Below are 25,906 nucleotides of genomic sequence, written 5' to 3' on the forward strand. Positions count from 1 at the left end.
AAGGCTCTCAAGCCAAGAAGAGGTAGGCATGCCGAAGATTGGGACACGGCTCAGGGAACTTCGCCGCCGGCGGAACCTCGGAGTCCGTGAAGTGGCCCTGAGATCCGGCATCTCACATTCCTCGATCTCGCTTATTGAGCGGGACTGTATGAGCCCCTCGGTCGATACTCTTAGCGCCATTCTGGATGCTCTCGGCACCACGCTCACCGGCTTCTTCTCGGACCTGAACTCCACCGTGCCGCACTCGCCGTTCTACGAGGCGAGCGAATGGGTCGAAATCGGCAAGGCGCAGACGATCTCATATCGCATGCTGGGAATGAATCATCCCAATCGGCAGATCCTGATGCTGCATGAGACCTACGCAGTCGGGGCCGATACGGGAGAGCCATTCTCCCACTCGGCGCAGGAAGCCGGGACAGTGCTGCACGGTGCCGTTGAGGTCACAGTGGGCGACGAGTTCCGTGTTCTCAAGGCAGGGGATGGTTACTATTTCGACAGCCGGATGCCTCACCGCTTTCGCAACGTTGCCAACGAGCCGAGTACCGTTCTTAGCGCCGTTACGCCGCCGACCTACTAAACTAAGAGCTGACGGGTTCAACCAGATTTATGTTTAATATTTTCACCGCTTCGGAGCCAAGACGCTTTCACCTGCGACCGTGGATGTGCTTGCCTGCAGAAGGAACCAATAACCAGAGAGGGATCCAATCATGACACTCGCCAACAAACTGACGCTTGTCGGCTGCCTCACAGCCCTTGTTGCGGGCGCAGCCGTCACGTCTGCTCAGGCTCGCGATCTCACCATCGTGTCATGGGGAGGCAACTACCAAGACGCGCAGAAGAAGATCTATTTCGAGCCCTTCGCCAAGAAGACCGGCAAGCCGGTTCTCGACGAGACCTGGGATGGCGGCATCGGCGTGATCGCTGCCAAGATCAAGGCGGGCGTACCGAACTGGGACGTGGTGCAGGTCGAGTCCGAGGAGCTCGCGCTCGGTTGCGCGGACGGTTATTATGAGAAGCTCGATTGGAGCAAGCTCGGTGGCAAGGACGCCTACCTTCCGGCCGCTGTCAGCGATTGCGGCGTAGGCGCCATCGTATGGACGACCGCCCTCAGCTATGACGCGAACCGCTTGAAAGAAGCGCCGCAGTCCTGGGCCGACTTTTGGGACACCAAGAAGTTCCCCGGCAAGCGCGGCTTCCGCCGTGGCCCCAAATACGCGCTTGAGTTTGCCCTGATGGCTGACGGCGTGCCTCCCGCGGATGTCTACAAGGTGCTGAGCACGTCAGAGGGCGTCGATCGCGCGTTCAAGAAGCTCGATGAGTTGAAGCCGAACATTGTATGGTGGGAATCGGGCGCTCAGCCGCTGCAGCTCCTGGCGTCCGGCGAGGTGGTCATGACTACCGCTTATAACGGCCGTATCTCGGGCATCAACAAGACCGAAGGCAAAAACTTCAAGGTCGTATGGCCCGGCAGCCTCTACGCCATCGACAGCTGGGTGATCATGAAAGGTAGTCCGAACAAGGACGCCGCGATGGATTTCATCGCCTTCGCGAACGTTCCGGAAAACCAAGTGAAGCTGCCTGAATACATTGCTTACGGCCTTCCGAACAAAGCGGCCGCAGCTGCCGTGCCGGCAAACCTGCAGAAGGACCTTCCGACCGCGCCTGACAACCTGGCAGGCGCGGTGCCACTCGACGCCGACTTCTGGATTGACAACATCGAGGAGCTCAACAAACGCTTTAACGCTTGGCTCGCAAAGTAGCAGCGAGGCAATCCACGCGAACAGGAGCGGGTGGTATGCGAGCTTCAGAGACTCGATGCGGCGCCTGATCCATCACTCTGCTCCTGGCGTGGCCAATGCACCTTTAAATTGAGGCGCGGGCGAAAGCCCGCGCCTCTTCTGCGGAAAGATGGCTCTTGCCGTTATGTTCGAGCTGAGGGCGCAGGATGCAGCACCCGTCAAGGCTTCATCCGCGGCAATCACAATCAAGGGCATAGCAAAATGCGACCTTTCATTCAGTTCGAGTCGGTCTCGAAAGCCTTCGGCAGTGTCACCGTGGTAAACGCGCTCGATCTCGCCATCGAGAAGGGCGAGTTCGTCAGCCTTCTAGGCCCGTCCGGCTCCGGTAAAACCACGATCCTGATGATGCTGGCGGGATTCGAACGACCGACACAGGGCGCAATCTATCTTGACGGCAGACGTATCGATCATCTGCCGCCTTACCGCCGGCAGATGGGCGTCGTGTTCCAGAACTACGCCCTTTTTCCACACATGAGCGTTGCCGAGAACGTTGCCTTTCCGCTTGAGATGCAGCGCGTGCCGCGTGCCGAGATCGCCGAGCGGGTCGAACGCGCGCTGGACATGGTGAAGCTCAAGCAGTTGAAGGACCGGCGGCCTTCGCAACTCTCTGGCGGCCAGCAGCAGCGCATCGCGCTCACGCGGGCCCTCGTGTTCGAGCCGAGCGTGATTCTTATGGACGAGCCGCTCGGCGCGCTCGACAAGCAGCTACGGGAACACATGCAGCTGGAGATCCGTGAACTGCACAAGCGCCTCGGCCTCACCATCGTCTTCGTGACCCACGACCAATCCGAGGCACTCACGATGTCGGACCGCATTGCGGTGTTCAACGCGGGGCGGATCGAACAAATCGACGACCCTCAGATAATTTACGACACGCCGCGCACACGCTTTGTGGCGGAGTTCATCGGCGAGACCAACCTGATCGAGGCCAAGGTCGCGAGCGTCGACGATCACGTGGCCCGTATCTCCCTCGGCGCCGGCCTCAGCGCGCGTGCGCATGCCGGGAATGGTCTTTCGGCTGGCCAGACGGCATCCTTCTCCCTGCGTCCCGAGCGGATCCGTCTCGGGGCAGTGCCAGAGGGGAGCAACGCGCTCGACATGACCATCGCCGACTGCATCTATCACGGGGATCACATGCGGGTTCAACTCACCCGTGACGATTTCAGCTTGGTAGCGCGGTGCGAGCGGCTAGCTGGAAACTGGACTGTCGGCGCCTCAGTCGTCGCCTCGTTCGACCCCAGCGATTGCACGGTGCTCACACAATGAAAGCAGCTATACTTCGCGAGCGCTCTGGTGCCCTGCTGCTGGTCTCGCCAGTCCTCGTCTTCATGGCCGTTTTCTTCCTGTGGCCCCTCTGGGCGATGGTCACCGCCGCCTTCGTCGACGACGCAGTCAGCAAGGTTCTGCCGCGAACGGCGGCCATTATTGTTTCCTGGGATGGCCAGGGTATTCCCTCGGAAGCAGCCCAAAAGGCATTCGTGCAGGATCTCACGGCCGCCACGGACGAGCAGGCTCTAGGCGAGGCCGTGCGCCGGCTCAACAGCGCGGCATCGGGCTTCCGCACCCTGCTCGGGCGGACCATCCCTGCAGTCAAAGCCGCGTCTGAACCCGCACAGGTTGATCTTCTCACGGTCGATCCGCGCTGGAAGGACACACGCTTCTGGGTAGCGCTCAAGGAAGCGATGCCGCCCTATACGGATCGTAACATCCTGGCCGCCGTCGACATGAAGCGCGATGGATCGGGCAGCATCGTGCTTGAGGGTGCGGACGCCTCGGCTCACCGCCTCATCATGCTGCGCACTCTTCTGGTCGCGGCCATGGTGACAATCGCCTGCGCTGCCATTGGGCTTCCCTACGCGATGCTTGCGGCTTCGCTGACAGGGTGGAAGCGGTCGGTTCTCCTGCTTGCGGTTGTCCTGCCGCTCTGGACATCGCTGCTTGTGCGTACGGCCGCCTGGTTTATCCTCCTGCAGAACGAGGGCCTCATCAACCGTGCGCTGCAGGCTATCGGGCTCATTGATTCTCCACTGCCATTGATTTTCAATCGGCTCGGCGTGGTAATCGCCATGACCCATGTGCTTCTACCCTTCATGGTGCTGCCGATCTACAGCGTCATCCTTGGTATCCCGGGTAACCTCATGTCTGCTGCGCAGTCGATGGGAGCAGGACCGGTTCGAGCGTTCTGGCGCGTGCTGCTGCCCCTGAGTCTGCCAGGTCTTCTCTCGGGATCGCTGCTCGTCTTCATGGTTGCCATAGGCTATTACATCACTCCAGCGCTGCTCGGTGGAGCGAACGATCAAATGATCAGTTCCGTGATTGCGTTCTACGCAACCGGCACCGCCAACTGGGGGCTGGCAGGCGCTCTCGGCCTGATCCTCCTCGTGGTAACCACCATGCTCTACACCATCTATGGGCGCTTCTCGACGTCCTCACGATTGCCGGGAGCTTGAGGCTATGTTTCGAGCGCTTCAGTTCACCTTCGGAGCCGCGATTGTCATCTTCCTGTTGATGCCAATCTTCGCCATCCTGCCACTGGCGTTCACGTCTAGCGTGTTTCTCAACTATCCCATCCCTGCCTACTCGATGCGCTGGTTGCACGAGCTCACCACAGCCGATGTATGGCGAACTTCCATCGTCAACAGCCTCATCATCGGCGGCGGCGCGACAGTGTTTGCGACCGTGCTCGGCACGTTGGCCTCCCTCGGGATGCGCAAAGGGGCTCTGCCGATGGTCGGCCTGCTGCGAACCTTGTTCCTGCTCCCGATGGTGGTGCCGGCTGTTGTCCTCGGTGTCGGCATGCAGATCTTCCTCGTTCGGCTTGGGCTTGCGAGTACCTATCTCGGCGTCATCATCGCACATGCTGTTTTGTGCATTCCCTTCGTGATCGTCAGCGTCTCGGCGGCCCTACAGGGAATCGACCCATCCATCGAGCGCGCGGCGAGCAGCCTGGGGGCTCCGCCCGTCACGGTGTTTCGGCGCGTGACCCTGCCGCTGGCTGTTCCGGGTGTGGTGTCGGGCGCGATCTTCGCCTTCGCAACCTCCCTCGACGAGGTCGTGCTGACCCTGTTCGTGGCGGGCCCGAACCAGAGGACGTTAGCGCGGCAGATGTTCTCGAGCATCCGCGAGAATATCAATCCGACAGTCGCCGCGGCAGCGCTTCTCCTCATCATCGGTACGCTATGCCTTGGCGGGCTCGCTGCTCTGCTGCGATGGCGTCAGAAGCGAAGCGCTCTAAAAACAGCGCCATCAGCAATATGACTAAGCTCTCTTCATAGCTGAGGGACATGACTAAAGCTTCGGTTCACATCCCCGTCAACCGAGGTTCAAAAACGAAAGGATTGATTATCATGCGTGGACTCCCAAATTCAATTCAAGCCCGTGATGTGGAATACGTGCTCCATCCCGTCACCAATGCCAGGAAGCACGAGGAGATCGGGCCTATCGTGATCGATCGCGGTGAGGGGATCTACGTCTACGATGACCAGGGAAATCGTTACCTTGAGGCTTTGGCCGGCCTCTGGAGTGTGGCTGTCGGTTTCGGTGAGAAGCGCCTCGTTGCAGCTGCAGCGCGGCAGATGGCGAAGCTGCCCTATTATCATACCTTCTCCCACAAGACTAACGAGCCTTCGGTTCTGCTGGCGGAGCGTCTGGTGAGGATGACGCCGGATCGTCTCAAACGCGCCTTCTTCACGAACTCGGGATCGGAAGCGAACGATAGTGTCATCAAGATGGTGTGGTACTACAACAATGCACGGGGGCTGCACCAGAAGAAGAAGTTCGTCTCCCGCACCAATGCGTACCATGGGATCACTCTTGCCTCAGGCAGTCTGACAGGCCTTCCTGCCAACCAACGCGATTTCGATCTTCCATTCGTCCCCGTGCGACACGTCACCTGCCCGCACCACTACCGTTTTGCTGAACCAGGCGAGAGCGAAGAAGCGTTTGCCGATCGCCTTGCCGCCGAGCTGGAAGCGGTCATTCTGGAGGAAGGTCCCGGGACGGTGGCTGCATTCATCGGTGAGCCGCTGATGGGCGCGGGTGGTGTCCTGCCGCCTCCCGCAACCTATTGGGACAAGATCCAAGCTGTTTGCCGCAAGTACGACGTTCTGATCGTTGCTGATGAAGTGATCAACGGCTTCGGCCGCCTCGGGACTATGTTCGCGTGTGACTATTACGGAATCGATCCCGACATTATGGTATTGTCGAAACAGATCACGTCATCCTATCAGCCTCTCGCGGCTGTGATGATAAGCCAGGAGCTTTATGACGGCATCGCCGACAATTCCCATAAGATCGGCACGTTCGGTCATGGCTTCACCGCATCCGGCCATCCGGTTCCTGCGGCGGTTGCACTCGAGAATCTCGACATCATCGAAGAGAAGAACCTGGTCGAGAATGCGCGGCGCGTGGGCGAGGTGATGCAGGTCGAACTTCGCAAGCTGGCAGGTCACCCCCTTGTTGGTGAGGTGCGTGGCGTCGGGTTGATCGCAGCTGTTGAGCTGGTGGCGGACAAGGCGACGAAGGCAAAGTTCGATCCCGTCGGCAAGATCGGTGCGCACGTCTTTTCACGCGCTCATGGGAATGGATTGATTATCCGAGCCATTGGTGATGTCATCGCGTTCTGCCCGCCACTGATCATCAATGAAGAGCAGGTCCACGACATGGTGAAGCGCTTCAAGCTCACGCTCGATGAAACCGCTCATGAGTTGCTGAATAGGGATGTGGCATCCATGTAGCCGCAAGACATACCGTCTGTTACATGCCGCCGATGAGATCTTATGGGAGGGGAGTAGAACTCATCTTCTGTAAGCCCCTACTGAACTGAATGAAGGAGTTCGGATGCTGCCGGTTTCATGCTCATGACCGGCAACATCGCTTTGTTTCTCCAGAGCGCGACGTCAGTTGGCGGCACGAGGCGGACGACGGCCGAAGTTCCGCATTCACGGGAGCAAGCGGACCTTCATACGGCCTGGCCCAAAGGCTCAGCTTAAGTGCAGGGAGACTTCCGGCTCAGTGGCTCGCGGCATAAACGTTTACAGGCCCGCGTGCATAAGTTCGGCCTATCCTCAGCTGGAGTTTGGTCCTTTCAGGTGGGGAAGCATGCAGCGTCTGTTAAGCGGTTGAGCAGAGCCCGCGGGATTTTCACCTGATCACAGTCGTGCCGGGACGTTTCAAAACTGGCGCTCCACACTTTGGCCCGAACGACTGCCAGCGCATCACTGAAGGTCAGGCGAGATTTTGCATACCAGGCGGCGCGGCGTGGCTTCCAGTCATCGTTGAGACCCTCACCCGCCCACAACGCCACTAACGAGAACAGGCCCAGTAAGGCCGGCGTGGTGCGGGCAATCGCTGTATCCGACCACTGGCGTTGTGTCTCGACGCCGAGATGGCGACGCACCTGCGCAAACGTCACCTCCACGGACCAGCGCCGCACGAACCAACTCACGATGTCAACCGGATCCGCCGCCAGATCCGTGCACAGGAGAGCCTGCGGCTCGAGCTCACCCGCAAGGTCGCGCACCAGCACCCAGCGGATCGGCACGCTCTTGCCCGGGTGGTACCAGAGCGCCGTGCCGGAGGCGATGGCCAGCCCCCGATCCTGTTCCCCGTACCAGTGACTGATTGTGACCTGTCGCCAGCGCGTGGCAGGATTGGTCAGCCGCTGCGCTAGGGTGGGCTGGCGAGGGCCCGCGACCCGCGGCCGTCCTCTCTGGCCGGGCTGCCGCACCGGGGGTGGATCGAACAGGCGCGCATCGAGCCGCAAACGGGTGATCACCGTCAGGTGTCGCCGCACCGTTGCGAGTAACTCGATGGCCGCATAGCTCATGTCGGCCACGATGATGATCTGTCGCTCGGGCACCCAACGGGCAACCTGGAGCAGCATCTGGCGTGCCCAGTCCGTCAGCAGCTTGTGCCGCTGTCCCCTCTCACGGGCATAACGTTCCGAGGGCGCCAGGACGGTCAGGAACGGCAGCGCCCACACGCGACCAGCCCAGGGGATCGGCGCCAGCAGCATGAGGCTGATCCAGCGCAGGCCCGCGGCTTTGACGAAGTGGCCATGGCTGGAGCGGACCGGATCGCGATAGATGCCGCGGGCCCGGATCTGGGCACCCCAACGGCGCTCGATAGTCTCGTCGATGGCCATCACCACCGGCCCCTCGGGCACGAAGGCTCCAACGAGCTGATGCAGGAGCCGACATGCGAGATCGCGTGGCGACCACCGGTTGCGGTTGAGCACGCGATGGAAGGTGGCGCTCTCGCGCAGGCCCATGATGCTCAGGGCTGATGTGACGGTTCGCCGGCCGGGGGCCAGGATGGCGCCGGCGATCAGCACGAGCACGCCCCGCAAGGTCGGCGCGGTGAACGCGCTCGCAAAGGGTGCGAACCATGGGATCAGGACAGGGGCGGGTACGGGAGGTATCATGGCGCGCTCTGATGGACGTACTGACCGATAGATCAACGCCCGGCCGCGGAGATGGCCTGCACATGCCCGAACGCGATCTCATCCTGGAGGGGCTCGAAGCCTTCTGCCAGGTGCATGATCTGGTGGTGGAGAAGCGAGGAGGCGGCTACTCGCTGCTGACCCGGCGCACCGGAGCGCCGGTGGCACGGCTGCGTCCGACCGACGATCCCGAGAAGGTTCAGGTGATGTGGTGGAATGGTGAGCGCTGGAAGGCTCCTGGCCCATTCGGCAGGCTGACGATGCCGGTCGGCCAAGCCGTCGACTACATCGCCTCTCAGCCCGCTTTCTGGATCCACGTCTGATCCTCCGGCGCCCTGAAAAATGGCCAAAGTCGAGCTCAGGACCCACGCCAAAATCCCGTTGAGAAGCTCAATCTAGCGTTTGACGAAACTGCAGGACGGCAATGATCATCGCCGCCAGTGTAAAGGCGGCGAGCGCCAGCACGTCGGCTTCAAGATCCATAAAGTCAGCCCCTTTCAGCATGATGCCGCGAACGATCCGTAAATAGTGGGTCAGGGGCAGTACCTCCCCAATCACCTGCGCCCAGCCTGGCATACCGCGGAACGGGAACATGAAGCCGGAGAGCAGGATGTTCGGCAGGAAGAAGAAGAACGACATCTGCATCGCCTGGAGCTGACTCGCGGCGATGGTCGAGAAGGTGTAGCCGACCGCCAGGTTGGCCAGGATGAACAGCAGCGTCAGCGCTACGAGGACCGCGAGGCTGCCGATGATGGGCACGCCGAAGAGGAGCTTGGCGGCCGCGAGGATCAATCCCGCCTGCAGACCACCGATTGCCAGATAGGGACCGATCTTGCCAAGCATGATCTCGACCGGGCGGATCGGCATGGCAAGCAGGCTCTCCATGGTGCCGCGTTCCACCTCACGCGTCACGGATAACCCCGTGAAGATCAGCATGGTTAACGTCAGGATCGTGCCCATCAGGCCGGGCACAATGTTGAGGCGCGTCTCGCCGGCCGGGTTGTAGCGGCGGTGAACGTGCAATTCGTAGGGCAGGGGCTTCGGCGCGAGATTGGCCACTGGCCCGGTGAGCTCGCGAGAGAAGACGCTCGATGATAGACCCTGTAAGGCCGCCACCGCGCCTCCGGCCGCCACGGGATCGCTCGCATCCGCGATCACCAACACGGCGGGGCGTTCGCCGCGGATCAGGTCCCGGCCGAAATGGGCCGGGATCTGTACACCGAACTGGACCCGGCCCGACAGGATGAGATGATCGAGCTCGTCCCCGCTCGCAGCGCTGGTCCCGATGTCGAAGTACTCGCTCACCTGCATGGCCGCCAGGAAGGAGCGTGCAAAAGAGCTCTCGTCCTGGATCAGCACTGCGGTCGGCAGGTGTTTGGGGTCAGTATTGATGGCGTAGCCGAACAGGAACAGCTGGAAGAGCGGGATGAAAATCATTGTCGCAAAAGTTATGCGATCGCGACGAAGCTGCAGCAGCTCCTTGATGAAGGCGGCGTAGATGCGCTCCATCGAACGCTTGAGGCCCTGCGTGCGCCGTGGGACGGCGGGTCCGGCGCTCATGCGAAGTTGTCCTTCGTGCGGCTCATCAGGTCGATGAACACATCCTCAAGGCTCGCATGTCCTGGAGTCCAGACCTGAGGTCCGCTCTTGCGAAGGTCATGCGTCGCAACGTCGAGCCGCTCCGCGTCGCGTCCGCTCACGTGCAGCGCCGTGCCAAAGGGCGCCACCATGTCAACGCCAGGGAGAGACTTCAGATGCTCCGCCAGAGCCGTGAGCTCTGGACCCGTGACATTGTAGGTGGTCAGGTGCGCGTTGGCGATCACCTCATCGACCGAGCCCTGAGTGATCAGGTCCCCATAGGCGATGTAAGCGATCTCGTGGCAGCGCTCGGCTTCGTCCATGTAGTGGGTTGAGACCAGCACCGTGATACCATCATGGGCCAACACATGGATCTCATCCCAGAAGTCTCGGCGTGCCTTCGGGTCGACGCCGGCGGTCGGCTCATCGAGCAACAGGAGTTGAGGGCCCGGCAAGATGCAGGCGCCGAGCGCCAAGCGCTGCTTCCATCCACCCGACAATTCACCCGCGAGCTGCCCAGCGCGGCTCTCCAGATCGAGCCGCTGGATCGCATTGCGGGCCGCCGCGTGCGGATCGGCGATGTTATAGACGCGGGCAACGAATTCGAGGTTTTCGCGGATCGAGAGATCCGCATAGAGGGAGAAGCGCTGTGTCATGTAGCCCACGTGGCGCTTGATCTCGGCCGACTGGGTGCGGATGTTATAGCCCAGGCAGGTGCCGCGTCCGTCATCCGGCGTCAACAGTCCGCAGAGCATGCGCAGCGTGGTGGTCTTGCCGCTGCCATTGGGGCCTAGGAAGCCGTAGATCAGGCCACGCTGGACCTGCATGGATAGATCTCGCACTACCGTTCGGCCGCCGAAGGATTTGGTGAGACCATGCACGTCAATGACGATATCGGAGGTGCTCGCGGGCAGGGCGGCCGGGTCGGCGCTCATGATCCAGCCTCCGTCTCGACGGGTTTGACAGTCACAGGCAGGCCGATCGGCAATTCGGCACCATAGACCGGGCGCGCCTCAACCCGGAAGACAAGCTTGGCGCGCTGCTCCTCGCTGAAGATGACAGGCGGGGTGAACTCGGCCTCGCGGGCGATGAAGCGGATCCGGGCCTGGAGTCCCGCTGGGCAACTGTCGCAGGAGAGACCAACGAGGGTGCCCAGCCCAAGAGTGGAGAGGCGCGGCTCCGGAACGTAGAAGCGGATGCGCCGGTTCTCCGATGGCAGCAACGCAAGGACCGGCTGGCTGGCACTCACCGTCTCGCCAGCGCGGAAATAGACGTCCTGGACCTGGGCTGCGGCGGGTGCAACCACTTGGCGACGGGCAAGGCGTGTCTCGGCTTGGCGGAGAGCCGCCTCGGCGGCCTGTACGGAGGCTTCGGCGGCCCTGATCTCGGCGGAGCGGCCAGTGATCTGTCCGGCCTCGATTTGGCGCTGCGCCTCTTCTACAGCGGCCCTGTCGCGCTCGAAGGCGGTGCGGGCCTGATCGAACTGGGCCTTAGCAGCGATGCCGCGCTCGAACAGGGTCCGCTGCCGGTCGAGCTCAGCTTGTGAGAGGCTAAGCTGCGCCTTTGCCCGCTCCTCCTGGGCCCTCAGGATTGCGATCTGCTCCGGGCGCTGCAGAGCAGACTGGAGATCGGTCAGCTGGGCCCTAGCCTGATGCAGCCGCGCCTCGGCTTCGTTGCGCTGGGCAGTCTGCATAGAGGATTCGAGCTCGAAGAGCAGTTGGCCTTGTGTGACCCGGTCTGCGGAGTCGACTGCAAGGCGTTCGATGCGCCCGCCGTCTTCCGGCCCCATGAAGACCAAGTAGCCTTCGACGTAACCCTGAAAGCCGACGTCGCTCCCCTGTGGGCGCAACAGGAACCAAGCACTGGCTCCGCCCGCCAAGAGCAGGATCGCAAGAGCAGCGATGGCCAGCCTGCGTTTCATGACGAGGGGCATTTCAGCGCCTTCATCATCAGGGCGAGGTGCGCCTCCAGCATCGCGCCGACGTCGATCGGCTCGAGGTGCTGGAACAAACTCGTCCAGAGAAGCGCCACCAGCCCCGGCGCAACAACAAGCTGGGGAAAGCGCACGAGCTCGTCCGAGCGGAACTCGCCGCGGGCGACGCCGCGCTCGGCAATGGTGCGCAGAAGCTCCAGACCACGGCTGATGACCTCGCGATGATAGATTTCCGCGAGTTCGGGGAAGCGGGACGCTTCCCGCAGCAGCAAGCGCACGATATCGCCCCGGCGGGTACCAAGCACCTCTTGACGCAAGAAGGCAAAAAGGGCCTTGAGCTGCTCCTCGGCTGGAATATCGAGGGCGAGTACCCTCTGCTCGATCGTTCCGATCGCCCCACCGATTCCGAATTGTGCTAGTGCCTCGAACAGAGCCTGCTTGGACGGCACGTAGAGATAGATCGTGCCCTTGGCGACGCCTGCCCGGGCGGCGACGTCGTCGAGGCGGGCTTCTGCGAAACCATTTTCCAAAAAGACGTCGAGCGCGGCGTCGAGGATCGCCTGGAGCTTAGCTTGGCGGTCGCTCTCGTTTCGGGCGGGGGTTTTCTTAAAGGTATGCCGCTTTGCCATTATCGCCCCGTCTTGGACCATGACTGACTAGTCAGTCATGGTACTCCTCCTTCAATGCTGTGTCGAGCGTGAGCTGGCCAGACGGGAAGCGCCTGATCAGGGGCTGCGGAACGTCTCTTCCTGGCACATCTCGGAAGTAGGCCGGGGGTCTGCTCCAGCAATGAATAGCAGACGTTCCCGGGATATGGCGTCGTCACTGCATGACCGAGAGTGTGTCAAAACACGAACCGGCTCGGCCGTGCCGAACGATTTGTACAAGTTCCCGCTCCAGTACCGAGGATTTCCTGGTCTACCAAGACTTGCAGGAATTTTAACTCCTCGACGGAGCGACCCGCCCGCGTTTTGACACGGCCTCGACCCCCGGCGGACCTTCCAAAGTGCGCGTGAGAGCAAGGAATAGCAACCTATGGATTGCGCCACAGCCGACATGCTGCTGGATCAGCGAAACAACTATTTGATCCAAGCTTGATGCTGACTGTTACTGGCGTATGGATCCAACGATATATGGGGTAACGTATCAATGTGCGACCTCAGGCAGCGGTATGGCTCGTCCTTCCTGCTGGCTGTACCGGGTGCTGCTGCAACGCTCGGTCAAGGCACGGCAGCATGTCTTTGAAGGCCTTGATCGAGGCTATGACCGTTGACACCTTGGTCGCGAAGGATAGGCTCAAGTTTATTGAACCAATCGACGACTCGTGGGTCTAATCACAATAGAGCAGGCTGGATTGGGCCGTTTTCAAGCCCAGCCGTCAACCTGAGCGAAGCGTGTCAGGAGGCATACTGGCAATGGTGACCAGACGAACTCTCCTCACAGCCGCTTTGACGGCCGGACTTCTTCCAAAAGCGAGTTTTGCCGCGACCAGGATCCGCATGGGCGAACTCTATAATCACGACGGGTCCTTCTCGCCACGCGCAGATGAGCTGAAGGGGACACGCATCGCCATGCAGGGTTTCATGGCCCCCCATCTGAAGGTCGACTCCGACTTCTTCATCTTGTCGAACACACCGGTCGAGACCTGCCCCTTCTGTGCATCGGAGGGTGAATGGATCGACTCGATTGTGTTTGTGCGCATGCGCGCCAAGCAGGAGATGGCTGCGCCTGGAACACTCATCCTGGTGCAGGGAACGCTTGAGGTTGGCCCTGCGACCGACCCGACAACTGGGTTCGTCAGTAAGGTCAGGCTGACAGACGCAGTCTTCCAGAGGGCGGGTGCGTGAACCCTCATGACGCTGAGGCAGGCCTTTCAGTCTTCCAGCTTGGGGCCTCCTTCTGCGACGTGACCGGCGACCGGTTCGATGCTCTGTCCGGCATCACTGCGCAGTTCAAACCCGGTCGAGTTACCGCAATCGTTGGCCCATCGGGTTCTGGAAAAACGACCCTCCTGCATTGCATTGCGGGCATTCTCGTTCCGAGTTCAGGCGAAATTCGTCACGGCGGCGTGATCGTCAGCTCCTTAGGGGAGAGTGCTCGTGACACCTGGCGGCGTCACAACTGCGGAATGGTGTTTCAGGATTTTCGCCTCATTGACGAACTCACTGTACTTGAGAATGTCACAACGCCAGCGCTGTTCGGTCACTATCGGGTTCCTTCGATCCTGCGCGAACGGGCCCGCACGCTAATTCGTGATCTCGGATTGCTGGAGCGTTCCGTCTCGACGTCGCGTCTGTCCCGTGGCGAGCGGCAGCGGGTCGCCCTTGCCCGCGCTCTCCTGATGGACCCTGCGATTATCCTCGCGGACGAACCGACCGCCAGCCTCGATCGCGCAAATGCCGCCTCGGTCGCCAAGACCCTTGAGGGCCTCGCCGGACAGGGGAAGGCCGTCGTATGTGTCACTCATGACGACCTGCTCGTTTCCCGGGCACACGAGGTCATTTCATTGAAAGCTGGGCGGATTGGCACGCCTGCTGTGGATCCTTTCGTTGGGCTCCGAGCGGGAGACCACGCTTGAATCCCTGGCCCATTGTACGTGCGTTCCTCGTCCGGCATCGCTGGGCCGCCCTCGCGTTCGTCTTCCTCGTTGCGGCAGGTGTCAGCCTTGCGGTAGCGCTCATCTCGCAAGAACGCGCCTTGCGCACCGGCAGCGCCCGTGCGGCTGACCGCTTCGATCTGATCGTGGCAGCTCCTGGGAGCCAAACCGATGTTTTGCTTACCGCTGTGTTTCTGCGCCCTGGAACGACTAAACTGCTCCCGCCGGAAGTAACAGTGCGACTCTTGAACGACAAACGCGCGGCGTTTGTGGCTCCAATCGGCTTCGGAGACAGCCACCGCAGCGCGCCTATTGTTGGAACAACAAGCCAACTCGTCACTCATTTATCGAACGAATTGCAGGAAGGCCGGGTCTTCGCCCGTCGAGAGGAGGCGGTTGTGGGAGCTGCCTCGCCCATGAAGGTCGGGGAGACTTTCCAACCGACGCACGGCATACCACGCGACGGCAACCCGGAGGAAGACGCTGACCCTCACGAGCATGGTTCAATGATCACGGTCGTAGGCCGGATGAAGCCGACAGGCTCGCCGTGGGACAGCGCCATCATGGTGCCGGTAGAGCTCGTTTGGCAGCTCCATTCACTCCCCTATGGCCACGAGGAAGGCAGCGAAGCGGTCGGTCCGCCCTTCGATCCAGCCCGAACGCCTGGCGTCCCGGCGGCAGTAGTTAAACCTACTACGATCGCCGCCGCGTATCAGCTTCGCAATGCCTATACGACCAACGAGTCCATGGGGTTCTTTCCTGCCGAAGCGCTGACCCGTCTCTATTCTGTAATGGGCGACTTGCGCCAGCTCATGAGCCTGCTCGCCATAGTCACACAAGCGCTGGTCTTGATGGCCATCGTAATGGGTGTGCTATTGTTGTTTCGATTTCTCGTACCACAGCTCATCACTCTGAGGGCTCTAGGCGCTCCTCGACTCTTCATTGCTGCCATTGCCTGGGGCTTTACCGCCACGTTGGTGCTCGCCGGTGTGGGGCTCGGTCTTGTGGCCGGATACGGGCTCTCATATGGAGTTAGCCAGTGGCTTGCCGCTGATACCGGCGTGGAGCTTACCCCAACACTCGACTCAAGCGAGTACCTCATCGCAGCCAGCATACTAGCCACAGGATGGATCTTGGCTCTTCTGCCCGCATACGTGGTTCAGCGACGATCGCTCGCGATTTCCCTTGCAGAGAGCTAAACAACGCTCCCGATCATCTGCCTTTTCCATTGGTGCTGATCCCAGCACTGAACAACCAGGAGGAAGTAATCGATGCATTCGACTCTAAGGAAACTGAGATACGCTCTGGTGGTCGGAACTTTGATTGCAGGCCCGGCCATTGCTCAAGACGTTGCACCAGCGCACACGGAAACCGTGAAGCGCATCATGGACAGCCAATCCTTCAAAACGGCGGTCGACGCGCTCCAGAAGGACCATGACCGCTGGATCAGCGAGGTCATCAAGCTGACCGAGATCCCAGCACCGCCGTTCAAGGAGCAGGAGCGGGCCAAAGCCTACATGGAGATGTTCAAGGCCCATGGCCTGAGCGACGTCGAGCTCGACGAGGAAGGCAACGCGATTGGCGTGCGGAAGGGCACCGGAGGCGGTCCACTGGTGGTGGTGTCCGCCCATCTCGACACCGTCTTTCCCGAGGGAACGGACGTCAAGGTCAGGCGGGACGGCACCCGCTTGGCGGCCCCAGGGGTCGGCGACGACAGCGCTGGACTCGCCACCCTGCTCAGCATCGTCCGCGCGATGGATGCCGCCGGGATCAAGACGAAGAGCGACATCGTCTTCCTAGGCGACGTCGGAGAGGAAGGCCTCGGCGACCTGCGCGGCGTGCGCTACTTCTTCACCAAGGGCAAGTACAAGGACCAGGTAAAGTACTTCTACTCGCTCGATGGCAGCAGCACGACCCGCCTCACGAACTGCGGCGTCGGGTCGAAGCGCTATCGGGTGACCTACAAGGGCCCCGGCGGGCATAGCTTCGGTGCCTTCGGCCTCGTCAATCCTATGGCGGCGATGGCTCAGACCGTGGTCGAGATGTACAAGATCCAGACGCCCGCCAAGCCTAAGACCACGTACTCGGCAAGCGTGACTCAAGGGGGTACCTCGGTGAACTCGATCCCGAATGAGGTCTGGATGGAGTTCGACATGCGCTCCGAGGACGCCAAGGAACTCGACCGTCTCGAGAAGCGCTTCCTGGCCATCGTGAACCAGTCCTTGGAGACGGAAAACTTTGCTCGGTCGACCAAGGAAGGATCGATCACGGCGGACATCAAGCTGGTTGGCGACCGACCCGCGGGGCGGACGGACGAAAAGACAGACCTGGTGCAACTGACAACGGCCGCCTTCCTGGCGAACGGAAGCAAGCCGACCTATGAGTGCGGCTCGACCGACTCGAACATGCCCATGAGCTTGGGCATACCGGCGGTCACGATCCCCCGTGTCGGCAAGGCTGACCGCTCGCACTCGCTTGACGAGTGGATCGACACTGATCCGGAAAGCAACCATACGGTGAAGAAGACGATCCTGACTACCGTGCTGGCCGTCTCAGGGGCTCAATGATAATCAATGGGCCGGATTTGGCGCAGGTGCCAGGTCCGGCCCATTCCCAGTTGGCCCTCGTTGCTGGATGCTGTTCACCGCGTTGGTAAACTCGGAGCGGTTCGACATGGCAACAGGCGCATCCAGGGTTCTGGCCTGGTAGGCCATCGGACACTGAGGGTTAGTACATCAAGGCGAGGCCTGCCACTGAGACAGGCTGCGGTTGATAATAGAGGCTCCCCCGACTGATCCCGAGTTCCTCGGCTTGCCGGGCCAGCGGCAGTGCATGCAGGCGGTCGATCATCGCTTCGCGCTCGGCCACGTTCTGGCTTTGCCGAGCGCGTGCTCTAAAAATCGTTGGCCAGCGTCAGCTCACCGATCTTGGCGTGTAGCGTCTTCACGTCCACCGGCGGGTTGGCGGCTGCAGCCTTCTCGGATCCGAACATGTCGGCCGCCCCGTCGAGGAGCTGCGCCTTCCACTGGGTGATCTGGTTGGGATGGACATCAAACTGTTGGGCCAATTCGACCAGGTTCTTCTCGCCCTTCACGGCAGCCAAGGCCACTTTGGCCTTGAAAGCCGGAGAGTGGTTCCGGCGGGGTCTCTTGCTCATCGCTTCTCCTGTTCGGCAGCCATTCTGGCCGCAGTTAGGCAGAAACTCCACTTATCCCTCTGTTCAAATTCTCCAAGCCAGCTCTACCCTTGACGATCTCTGCGCCGCTAGCAGTTCAATCCTGTAGGTGGAGATGTGCGTCGTCATTGTTCTATGCGGTGGCTGCCATGAAGACATTGAGCCTGATCCTCATCGCGATGGCTAGACTGTCGACGGAAGTCATCGCTCAACCTCGACCCTTAAGCCTTGCCATGAGTTGCGGCCAAGCCCGCTCCCTTGTCGCCAATCGAGGCGCAATCGTTCTGGGCACAGGACGCTACACCTACGACCGCTACGTCAGCAGCCAAGCCTTCTGCTTGCGTAATGAGTACGTTCGGCCCGCTTGGGTGCCCACGGCTGATACCCCGAAGTGCCCCGTTGGATATACCTGCGTGGATGATCCACCTTGGTTCTTTGATAGATAGGAGACGGGAAGGTATTCCGAGGGCAATCCATAGGCTGGGCCATGGAGCCTAGAGGCCAAGGTTAACTCGCGGTTAACTTCCTCCAGCCAGGCTCCGACCTCAACCTGGGTGGAGCCTTCGTAATGCGTGCCCTCAAGACCTCGGTCAGCATCCTTTTGGCAGCCACCGTGCTTGGCCCGCTCTTCGCCTTGGCAGCGTATGCCGCTACCATCGTCGCCGCAGCCATGGTCGCTCCCAGGGAACGTTGAGCAGCACCCCATCAGTCGCTGCTCCCAGTCTCCGAGAGGATTTGTTTTACAGGGTAAGGAGATGCTGATGGCCCAGGCCAATCATGCACCCGCTGTGGCACCGTCATGTCTGGATGGCGCTCGGTCGACGCTCCGCTGGTGGGCTAAGGCGAACGACCGCTCCTGGCACGAGGCGGAAGTAACTCGAATGTCTGCCTTTCCGCGGTGAGCAGACGTTCATTCCGTCTGCTCAATTTCTTGGTTTGACCCACTCCGGACCATCCTGAGGTTGGGACACGTGGCTGACAGAGCGATTGTTCCCACCGCCGACGGAAGAAACCGCTTCGGCAAGTTCTCAGCGCGCCCGTGGGTTCGAAGTCCCGGAAACGGACCTCCCTTCGAATGACGCCGTCCTTCCATTGGACCGCAACAGACCTTTGCAGTGACCGCTTCGCGGATCTTGTTCCTATTGAAGGCGGCCCTCCCGTGAAGCGTCGCCACCCAACCGTCCCGGTGCTATCATGAACCAGCACGGGCGCGGTGTCGGGCAGCCGGATGGTGTATGTCGCGTCAATTGCCTGGGCTTCATCCGGCGGATCTCCTGAGGGAGAGACAGCCATGGCGACTGCAAGAGCGGAGCGGCGGCTGGCCGCGATCTTGGCCGCTGACGTCGTCGGCTATTCCCGCCTCGTCGAACATGACGAGGCTAGGACATTGTCGACCCTGAAGGTTCTGCGCCAGGAGGTGATCGATCCGCTGGTGGCCGAGCATCAGGGCCGTATTGTCAAGCTGATGGGCGACGGTGCGCTCGTGGAGTTCGGCTCGGTCGTCGATGCCGTCGCGTGCGCGGTCGCCATCCAGAAGGGCGTTGCCGAGAACCAGACCGATATCCCAACAGAGCGACGCATCATCTTCCGGATCGGCGTCAATCTCGGTGATGTGATCCACGAGGTTGACGGAGACCTCTACGGCAATGGCGTCAACATCGCGGCCCGCCTCCAGACCTTGGCAGATCCCGGCGGCATTTGCATTTCCGGCACGGCGTACGATCACCTCCAGGGCAAGCTTGATTGCGATTACGAGTATTTGGGCGAACGCGCGCTCAAGAACATGGAGCGGCCGGTGCGACTGTACCGCCCGCTTCTGGAAGGGACGACCGCACGAACGGCATCGCTCAGGCTCGCACTTCCGGATCGACCATCCATTGCCGTGCTGCCGTTCAACGCCATGAGCGCCGACCCGGAGCAGGACTTCTTCAGCGATGGGCTCACCGAGGATATCACCACCGCGCTGTCCAAGCTCAAGGACTTCTTCGTGATCGCCCGCAACACGATGGTCACCTACAAGGGAAAGCCCGTGGATGTACGCGCCATCGGTCGCGAACTCGGGATCCGCTATGTTCTCGAGGGGAGTGTCCGTAAGTCCGGCAACCGCGTCAGGGTGACCGCGCAGCTCATCGATGCGGCCTCCGAAACCCATCTCTGGGCCGAGCGGTACGACGGCGACCTCGGCGACATCTTCGTCATTCAGGACGAGATCACCACAAGCGTCGTCGGCCGCATCGGGCCGGAACTCCTGGCGGCAGAGCATGCCCGTGAGAGCCCCAAGCCGCATCATGGCCTTGATGCCTGGGAATGTGTCGTGCGGGCGGTATTCCTGTGTTCCCAGTTGTCTGAGGAGAGCAGCCGAAAGATGCTCCCCCTGCTCGATCGGGCCATCGGACTGGCTCCCGACTATGCCCAGGCGCTCGCCATGAAAGGCTGGATCATGATGTGGCGCGCGTTCCAGGGGTGGGAGGACATGGGATACGCCCTGGCACTTGCCAGGGATGGCGTCCAACAGGCCATTGCCGCGGACGATAAGGAACCATGGGCTTACCTAGCGCAGACGATGACGGCCTATGCGACGCGTGACGATGCTCTGGGGATGGCGGCGGTCAGCCAGGCTGTCGCGATCAACCCCAACTCCGCGTTTGCCCACGGCCAGTTGGGACTTGTGCATGCCAACGGGGGCCGTGCGGCGGATGCGATTCCTTGCATCGACTACGCCCTCAGACTGAGCCCGCGCGAGGCTTTTCTCGGCGACTTTCAGTTCTACTACGCCATGGCGTACTTCCAGGGCGCGAATTATGAGCTTGGATTGAGGTATGCACGGGAGGCGCATCGCTTGCGGTCCGGCCACGTATATCCGCTGATCATCGGCACGACCTGTGCCGGACTTCTGGGCAACCAGGAGGCTGCCACGGAAATGCTCCGACGGCTCAAGTCGCTCGTCCCCGACATCTCACGGGACTGGGTCGGAGCAACATCTTGTTTCGTCCGCGCCGAGGATCGGGAGCGCCTGATCGAGGGACTTGCCCGAGCCTGCCTAGATTGACGGGTTGGATTGACCCTGAGAACCGATCGCTTATCGGTGAAGGGCATATCCGGCAGCATGTCCCGACGACTTTGCAGACTTTCGGGGCGAACTTCCAGTGGCTCTAGGGGTCGCAACACCGAAGACAGGACGCTGATCAGGCCAGCTTCGACAATCAGCAAAGGTGATCAGTGGCATTCCATCACTGCATTTGTTCTCAGTCGGTTCCGCTGATAGGAAATGGCCGAGTCCAATCCTCCTTCGGAGCCTGCTGTGCCCCGCTTTCCGTACGAGACTGTAGACGTCTTTACCGACCGCGCCTTCGGTGGCAATCCGCTGGCTATCTTCACCGATGCGCGTGGGCTTTCCGACACGCAGATGCAGGCGCTGGCGGCGGAGATGAACTACAGCGAGACAACGTTCGTTCTACCAGCCGAGGATCCGGCCAATGACGCTCGTGTGCGTATCTTCCATCGCACGGCCGAGATGCCCTTTGCCGGCCATCCCAATGTCGGCACGGCTTATGTGCTGGCACGCCATGGCCGCGACCGCGACGGTGTGCTGCGGTTCGAGCAGAAGGCTGGCCTCGTCGAGATCGCTGGGTTGCGTCGCAAATTTCGATCAGGGACACGAAGACGTCCGACGCCCCGTCACAGGTTCAGGCCGCAAGCAGATCGAACTGCTCTGCCAGTGAAGGGTGCGGATTGCATGCATACTTCGCCTGTCCTTTCCGCATCATGTGAACCATCTCAATGCCGCTCAAGATCGTCCGAGCGGACGCCACCGACTTGAACCCGAGCATGGGACGAATGCGCCGCTTGACGGCGCGATGATCCTGTTCGATGCGATTATTGAGATATTGGCTCTGCCGGATCCGGATCGGCTTCAACTGGAGTCTTGATCGATCCTGGAGCCGGTGGTCCGTATCGCGGGCCAGGATCGCTTCACGATTGGTCTGACTGCCGTCGATCACAATCCGCCCAGGTCGGCCATGCCGTCTCAGAGCCTTGTGTAGGAAGCGTTGGGCCGCAGTCAGATTGCGCCGCTCGCTGAACCAGAACTCGACCGTGTCGCCATGGCTGTCGATGGCACGGTACAGAAACCGCCATTGGCCGCGGACCTTGATGTATGTCTCATCGACATGCCATTTGCCCGTTACAGGTCGCTTGCGCTGATTGAACCGCTGCAGCAGCTCGGGAGAGTAACGAACAACCCAGCGATGTACCGTGGCATGGTCGACGGAGATGCCCCGCTCGGCCATCATCTCTTCCAAATTCCGAAGGCTGAGATTGTAGGCGAGATACCACCGCACGCAGAGCAGGATCACCGAGCGATCAAAATGCCTGCCCTTGAACATGCCGCCCTCTTCCTTGAAGCCGAGGTGGCTATAGCAGAAACTCTGAAACAAAACGTTTGCGACGCATCCAGTGAAGGAGCTGGCCTCGCGGACGGCCAAGGCGACCGAGGAGATCTCAGCCCAGATCGGCTCGGTGCAGCAGCAGGCCACGCAGCAGACGGTGGCGGCCATTCAGGAGATCGCCCGCACGATCACCGAGATGAGCCAGATCTCCACGTCGATTGCGGCCGCCATGGAGGAGCAGGGGGCGGCGACCGCCGAGATCGCCCGCAACGTGCAGGAGGCGGCGCGCGGCACGGAGGCCGTGACCGGCAGCATCGTGGACGTACAGCAGGGCGCGGGGGAGACCACCTCGGCGGCCTCTCAGGTGCTGGGGGCGGCCCAGGAGCTGTCGCGCCACTCCAACGATCTCTCCCGCGAGGTCCAGGACTTCCTCACAGGCGTCAAAGCCGCTTAACGATTGGGGAAAGTAACGCAAGATGGAGAGCTAGCCCCACGCATGCTCACCGATTCAGCTTGCAGAATAATCTCCAGGGGAGGGCCGCTGGAAACAGCGGCCCTTTTCTTCAGATGTAGCTGTCCGTCGCAAAAATTGCCGCCTTCTGGCACCACGCGGAAGTAAGGCGAATATCTCCTCAAGCGGAGAAACCGGACGTTTATGTGAAGGCACGGATCATCGGATCCTGACGGAGGTCGTGTCAAAACGCGGCTCGTGACCGAGTGAGATCACCCCTGTGGTCCTCTGATCGGCTGGAGCACGAGAGCCAACGGCCGTTTGGCTCTTCGACACGGCTGGATGTTATTCTCGCTGGTGTCCAAGCCATCGTGAGCGGCTTGGGCGCCTCTGAGGCCTTTCATCAGGATTGAATTGCTGCCAGCAGCGGTCCCGGCCCGAGGATCGCCAGAACCCGCTTCAGGTTGTAGGCGAGCACGTGCAGGCTCATCTCGGTGCGCACCCGCTCCAAGGTTCGAGTCAGGAAGTGCGTGGCGCCCATCCAGGCCTTGATCGTCCCGAACGGATGCTCCACCGTCTGCCGGCGCAGACGCGGCATCTCCGGTGCCCGATCGAGCCGCTCCTGCATCGCATCGAGCACATCCTCATGCTCCCAGCGTCTGACCCGGCGCTCCTTGCCGGGCGTACACTGATCTTTGAGCGCACAGGTTTGGCAGCAGGTGGTCCAGTAGAGATGCAGCAGCATCCCATGCTCGATGGTGGAGCATCGTCGCGTCAGGCGCTCTCCAGCGGGACAGCGATAGGTGTCATCCTCGGGATGATAGACAAAGTCCTGCTTGCCGAAGCGTCCGTCAGCCTTGGCGCTCGAGTTGAGGGTCTTGGGCACATAGGGCGTGATCGCAGCTCTCTCGCAGGCCAGGATATCCTCGCCCTTGTAGTAGCCCCTGTCAGCCAAAGCCTCCAAGTCCGGCGTGCCCATGACAGCCTGTCGCCGGTGTTGACGGCCTTGAACTTGGAGCCGTCGAGGGCCACCACCGCCCGGGTGAACAGGTTGAGCTGGCGGCACAGCCCGACGAACTGCCGGCACACCGCCCGGATGGCCGGTCCGTTGTCCTTGCGGAAGCGGGCGATGATCTTGTGATCCGGCTGGAGCTGACCGGTGAGCCACATCAGCTCGAGGTTGCGGCCGGTCTCCTGCTCGAGGCGGCGGCTCGACGGGAGGCGATTGAGATAGCCGTAGATGTAGATCTTGAGCAGGGCCGCCGGATGATAGGCCGGGCGGCCTGTGGCGTGCGGGAGAACGCCGTCGAACCCCAGAGCGTGCAGGTCGAGCTCCTCGACAAAAGCTTCGACAGTGCGCACAGGATTGTCGGGCGCCACATAGTCGTCCAGGCACTCAGGAAGCAGGGTGGCCTGCCGGCGGTCTTCCCCTTCAACGAAACGCTTCATGCTGCCCTCCGCTGATCAGCACCAGCTTAGCAGATAAAGGCGTTTCCACACAGCCTGGACCCATGGCGGCCCTAGAGGCACTGCTCATGAGGTCGCCTCGGGAATGAGGCGAGAAACGGGAAAGCTCCCAGTGGTCGGGCCTTTGCAGGCTAGCAATGGATGGTTATTCTGTTTGCTTGCTCTGAGCCTCCATGACCTCTTTTCCTTCCGGTCACGACGGCGGAAACCTCCGATGCCTCACGAAGGCCTTCCCGGAGAGCAGACAGACCGTATCTATCTTCGATGCTAAGACAACCCGCGGAAGGATGGCTCGTCCTAAAGTTCCGGGTTGAAGAATATTCCAGCCTTTGCCAACATCAGTAAACTGCGCCCTTAGAGGCTTGAGGGACATGACATATCGATCGGGTGTCGGCGAGCCAGCGCTCCTGCGGCCCTAAGATATGAGGGGGAATAGAGAAAATGGTGAAATGCGTTCTTGTCGCAGAGTTTATGCACGAGACGAACACGTTCAGTGTTCAGCTAACCGATGAGAGCGCATTTAGGAACTGCAGCTACTATCAGGATGAAGACATCATCCCCGCCTTTCGAGGAACGCGTACGTCGATCGGTGCCGTGTTCGAAGCCGCCGAAAAGTTACGATGGAAGCTCGTTCATCCCATCGCCGCTTCTGCCAATCCGTCCGGTCGCGTCACCGATGACTGTTTCGAAACGATCACGAAGCTCATCCTTGATGCCTGTGATGACGTCGACGGGATCCTGCTTCACCTCCATGGGTCCATGTCCACGCAGAGCCATGATGATGGGGAGGGCGAGTTGCTGGCCCGCATCCGCTCACGGGCCGGCGCCCGCGTCCCGATTGTCGCGGTTCTCGACCTGCATGCGACCGTCACGCAGCGCATGGCCGACAATTCCACTGCGCTTATTTCTTACCGGACTTATCCTCACATTGATCAGTACGAGCGCACGTGGCAGGCTGCCGAACTCCTGGAAAGGGTAATGACAGGAGAGGTGACACCGAAGGTGGCACTGGCCCGGCGGCCGATCCTGTACGCCCTGGACGGAGGTCGCACGACCTCGCCGCCCATGATGGAGCTGCTGCGCCGCGGTGATGAGATCGAAGCCGCCGGGCAGGCTCTCGTGGTCAGCATTCAGGCCGGTTTCTCGTCTGCCGACGTCCATGACATCGGCCCTTCCATCGCCGTGACGGCCAATGACCTGCCTGCGGCGCAGGCCATTGCCGAACAACTCATGGACTATGTGTGGGAGCAGCGGACGTTCTCGTCCATTCATTTCACGCCGCTGGACGAGGCCATTGCAAAGGCGAAAGCCGACACCGGTGCGGGCGAGCCTCTCGTCATTTCCGACTATTCCGACAATCCGGGATCGGGAGCCTATGGAGACGCCACCAATCTGCTCAAGGCCGTACTTGATGCCAATCTGCAGAACGCTGGCTTTCATGCCATCCACGATCCCGAAGCTGTTCTACAGGCACAGGCTGCAGGTGTGGGCAATCGCGTGACATTGTTGCTCGGTGGCAAAACCGATCCGACTATGGGTGGCGGACCGATTGAGGTCACAGGCCATGTTGCGGCCATTACTGATGGCAGCTTCATCGCCTATGGACCTATGGGCGGCGGAGCGCGGCGCAATTACGGCCTGAGCCTTCTCCTGCGTGTTGGCGGAGTCGAGATTATCGTGATCAGCCACAACGGGCAGGCCAATGATCTCGGACAGTTCACGTCACTAGGTATCGACCCGACGCGAAAGTCCACTCTGATCGTGAAGTCGATGCAACACTTCCGGGCTGCGTTTGAGCCGATTGCCCGAGAGGTTATTGAGGTCGATACGGGAGCTCTATCAACGAGGAACTTCAAGGAACGGCCTTATCGCAAGATCAGACGCCCGATTTGGCCTCTAGATGCAATTTAATTGTCTGATTAAGAATATGAGCGGAATGGGGATTTTCCTTAGCAAGCGCATCAACCTCCTCGATCGGAGAAATTATTGTGTTGCCAATAGTGGATATTGTCTCGCAGAACGGTTCTATCGGGTGTGGTTGAGATGATTGCTATATGGCAACTGGGCCAAGCCTCAG

20 protein-coding genes and 4 pseudogenes are annotated in these 25,906 nt (G+C 60.9%); 16 read left to right on the forward strand and 8 right to left on the reverse strand.

Annotation, left to right across the window (positions count from 1 at the left end; translation table 11 throughout):
• The first annotated feature begins 28 nt into the window (after positions 1-28).
• The 6 genes from JKL45_RS20315 (at position 29) to JKL45_RS20340 (ending at position 6,535) form a co-directional block, all read left to right on the forward strand.
• A complete protein-coding gene (locus tag JKL45_RS20315; protein ID WP_201863404.1) occupies positions 29-577 on the forward strand; it encodes a cupin domain-containing protein in 549 nt (182 codons plus the stop codon).
• Between the two features lie 130 nt (positions 578-707).
• Positions 708-1,760 carry an ABC transporter substrate-binding protein gene (locus tag JKL45_RS20320; protein ID WP_201863405.1) on the forward strand — a complete coding sequence of 351 codons (1,053 nt, stop codon included), beginning with the start codon at positions 708-710 and terminating at the stop codon, positions 1,758-1,760.
• A 240-nt stretch (positions 1,761-2,000) separates the two neighbouring features.
• Positions 2,001-3,065, forward strand: a complete 1,065-nt coding sequence (locus tag JKL45_RS20325; protein WP_201863406.1) for an ABC transporter ATP-binding protein — start codon at positions 2,001-2,003, stop codon at positions 3,063-3,065.
• Entirely contained in the window at positions 3,062-4,249 is a 1,188-nt protein-coding gene (locus JKL45_RS20330) for an ABC transporter permease (protein ID WP_201863407.1), read from the forward strand. The genes JKL45_RS20325 and JKL45_RS20330 overlap by 4 nt, the downstream gene beginning before the upstream one ends.
• A gap of 4 nt (positions 4,250-4,253) precedes the next feature.
• The gene (locus JKL45_RS20335; protein ID WP_201863408.1) at positions 4,254-5,057 is read left to right on the forward strand and encodes an ABC transporter permease; all 804 of its coding nucleotides are present in this window, start codon (positions 4,254-4,256) and stop codon (positions 5,055-5,057) included.
• A gap of 89 nt (positions 5,058-5,146) precedes the next feature.
• Positions 5,147-6,535, forward strand: a complete 1,389-nt coding sequence (locus JKL45_RS20340; RefSeq protein WP_201863443.1) for an aspartate aminotransferase family protein — start codon at positions 5,147-5,149, stop codon at positions 6,533-6,535.
• Positions 6,536-6,885: 350 nt separating this feature from the next.
• On the opposite strand, the gene JKL45_RS20345 is transcribed toward JKL45_RS20340, so the two are convergent.
• On the reverse strand, positions 6,886-8,223 hold the full coding sequence (locus JKL45_RS20345) for an IS701 family transposase (protein ID WP_201863409.1): 1,338 nt from the start codon (positions 8,221-8,223) through the stop codon (positions 6,886-6,888).
• Positions 8,224-8,285: 62 nt separating this feature from the next.
• Here JKL45_RS20345 and JKL45_RS20350 point away from each other — a divergent pair, with 62 nt between their 5' ends.
• Entirely contained in the window at positions 8,286-8,564 is a 279-nt protein-coding gene (locus JKL45_RS20350; protein WP_246498726.1) for a hypothetical protein, read from the forward strand.
• Between the two features lie 67 nt (positions 8,565-8,631).
• Here the strand turns inward: JKL45_RS20350 and JKL45_RS20355 are convergent, their stop codons facing one another.
• The 4 genes from JKL45_RS20355 to JKL45_RS20370 are packed head-to-tail and all read right to left on the reverse strand — an operon-like array spanning position 8,632 to position 12,381.
• Entirely contained in the window at positions 8,632-9,801 is a 1,170-nt protein-coding gene (locus JKL45_RS20355) for an ABC transporter permease (protein ID WP_201863410.1), read from the reverse strand.
• On the reverse strand, positions 9,798-10,754 hold the full coding sequence (locus JKL45_RS20360; RefSeq protein ID WP_201863411.1) for an ABC transporter ATP-binding protein: 957 nt from the start codon (positions 10,752-10,754) through the stop codon (positions 9,798-9,800). The genes JKL45_RS20355 and JKL45_RS20360 overlap by 4 nt, the downstream gene beginning before the upstream one ends.
• Entirely contained in the window at positions 10,751-11,740 is a 990-nt protein-coding gene (locus tag JKL45_RS20365) for an HlyD family secretion protein (RefSeq protein WP_201863412.1), read from the reverse strand. The genes JKL45_RS20360 and JKL45_RS20365 overlap by 4 nt, the downstream gene beginning before the upstream one ends.
• On the reverse strand, positions 11,737-12,381 hold the full coding sequence (locus tag JKL45_RS20370; protein ID WP_201863413.1) for a TetR/AcrR family transcriptional regulator: 645 nt from the start codon (positions 12,379-12,381) through the stop codon (positions 11,737-11,739). Before JKL45_RS20370 ends, JKL45_RS20365 begins: the two co-directional genes overlap by 4 nt.
• 786 nt (positions 12,382-13,167) lie before the next feature.
• On the opposite strand from JKL45_RS20370, the gene JKL45_RS20375 reads away from it, so the two are divergent.
• The 4 genes from JKL45_RS20375 to JKL45_RS20390 all read left to right on the forward strand — a co-directional run bounded on the left by JKL45_RS20375 (position 13,168) and on the right by JKL45_RS20390 (position 16,915).
• Complete coding sequence (locus JKL45_RS20375; RefSeq protein WP_201863414.1) at positions 13,168-13,599, forward strand: hypothetical protein; 432 nt, start codon at positions 13,168-13,170, stop codon at positions 13,597-13,599.
• The gene (locus tag JKL45_RS20380; RefSeq protein ID WP_201863415.1) at positions 13,596-14,330 is read left to right on the forward strand and encodes an ABC transporter ATP-binding protein; all 735 of its coding nucleotides are present in this window, start codon (positions 13,596-13,598) and stop codon (positions 14,328-14,330) included. The genes JKL45_RS20375 and JKL45_RS20380 overlap by 4 nt, the downstream gene beginning before the upstream one ends.
• Entirely contained in the window at positions 14,327-15,547 is a 1,221-nt protein-coding gene (locus JKL45_RS20385; RefSeq protein WP_201863416.1) for an ABC transporter permease family protein, read from the forward strand. Before JKL45_RS20380 ends, JKL45_RS20385 begins: the two co-directional genes overlap by 4 nt.
• A gap of 72 nt (positions 15,548-15,619) precedes the next feature.
• Positions 15,620-16,915, forward strand: coding sequence for a M20/M25/M40 family metallo-hydrolase (locus tag JKL45_RS20390; RefSeq protein ID WP_201863417.1), 1,296 nt, complete (start codon positions 15,620-15,622; stop codon positions 16,913-16,915).
• Positions 16,916-17,081: 166 nt separating this feature from the next.
• Here JKL45_RS20390 and JKL45_RS20395 read toward each other — a convergent pair.
• A pseudogene (locus JKL45_RS20395) lies at positions 17,082-17,505 on the reverse strand (transposase); the annotation flags it as partial.
• Positions 17,506-18,091: 586 nt separating this feature from the next.
• Between JKL45_RS20395 and JKL45_RS30535 the strand changes: the two are divergent.
• The 3 genes and pseudogenes from JKL45_RS30535 to JKL45_RS20405 all read left to right on the forward strand — a co-directional run.
• A complete protein-coding gene (locus JKL45_RS30535; protein ID WP_281401786.1) occupies positions 18,092-18,217 on the forward strand; it encodes a hypothetical protein in 126 nt (41 codons plus the stop codon).
• Positions 18,218-18,814: 597 nt separating this feature from the next.
• Positions 18,815-20,572 (forward strand): adenylate/guanylate cyclase domain-containing protein, encoded by a 1,758-nt coding sequence (locus JKL45_RS20400; protein ID WP_201863418.1) that lies wholly within the window; start codon positions 18,815-18,817, stop codon positions 20,570-20,572.
• A 252-nt stretch (positions 20,573-20,824) separates the two neighbouring features.
• Positions 20,825-21,151 (forward strand): annotated as a pseudogene (locus JKL45_RS20405) (PhzF family protein); the annotation flags it as partial.
• A 58-nt stretch (positions 21,152-21,209) separates the two neighbouring features.
• Here JKL45_RS20405 and JKL45_RS20410 read toward each other — a convergent pair.
• Entirely contained in the window at positions 21,210-21,908 is a 699-nt protein-coding gene (locus JKL45_RS20410; RefSeq protein WP_201863419.1) for an IS6 family transposase, read from the reverse strand.
• A gap of 70 nt (positions 21,909-21,978) precedes the next feature.
• On the opposite strand from JKL45_RS20410, the pseudogene JKL45_RS20415 reads away from it, so the two are divergent.
• Positions 21,979-22,365 (forward strand): annotated as a pseudogene (locus JKL45_RS20415) (methyl-accepting chemotaxis protein); the annotation flags it as partial.
• Positions 22,366-22,765: 400 nt separating this feature from the next.
• On the opposite strand, the pseudogene JKL45_RS20420 reads toward JKL45_RS20415, so the two are convergent.
• Positions 22,766-23,811: pseudogene (locus JKL45_RS20420) on the reverse strand (transposase).
• Positions 23,812-24,270: 459 nt separating this feature from the next.
• Between JKL45_RS20420 and JKL45_RS20425 the strand changes: the two are divergent.
• Positions 24,271-25,740, forward strand: a complete 1,470-nt coding sequence (locus tag JKL45_RS20425) for a M81 family metallopeptidase (protein WP_281401787.1) — start codon at positions 24,271-24,273, stop codon at positions 25,738-25,740.
• The last annotated feature ends 166 nt before the right edge of the window (positions 25,741-25,906 follow it).

Origin of the sequence: Microvirga soli, from assembly GCF_016734765.1 — a bacterium.
In the GTDB taxonomy this organism is placed as follows: Bacteria; Pseudomonadota; Alphaproteobacteria; order Rhizobiales; family Beijerinckiaceae; genus Microvirga; species Microvirga soli.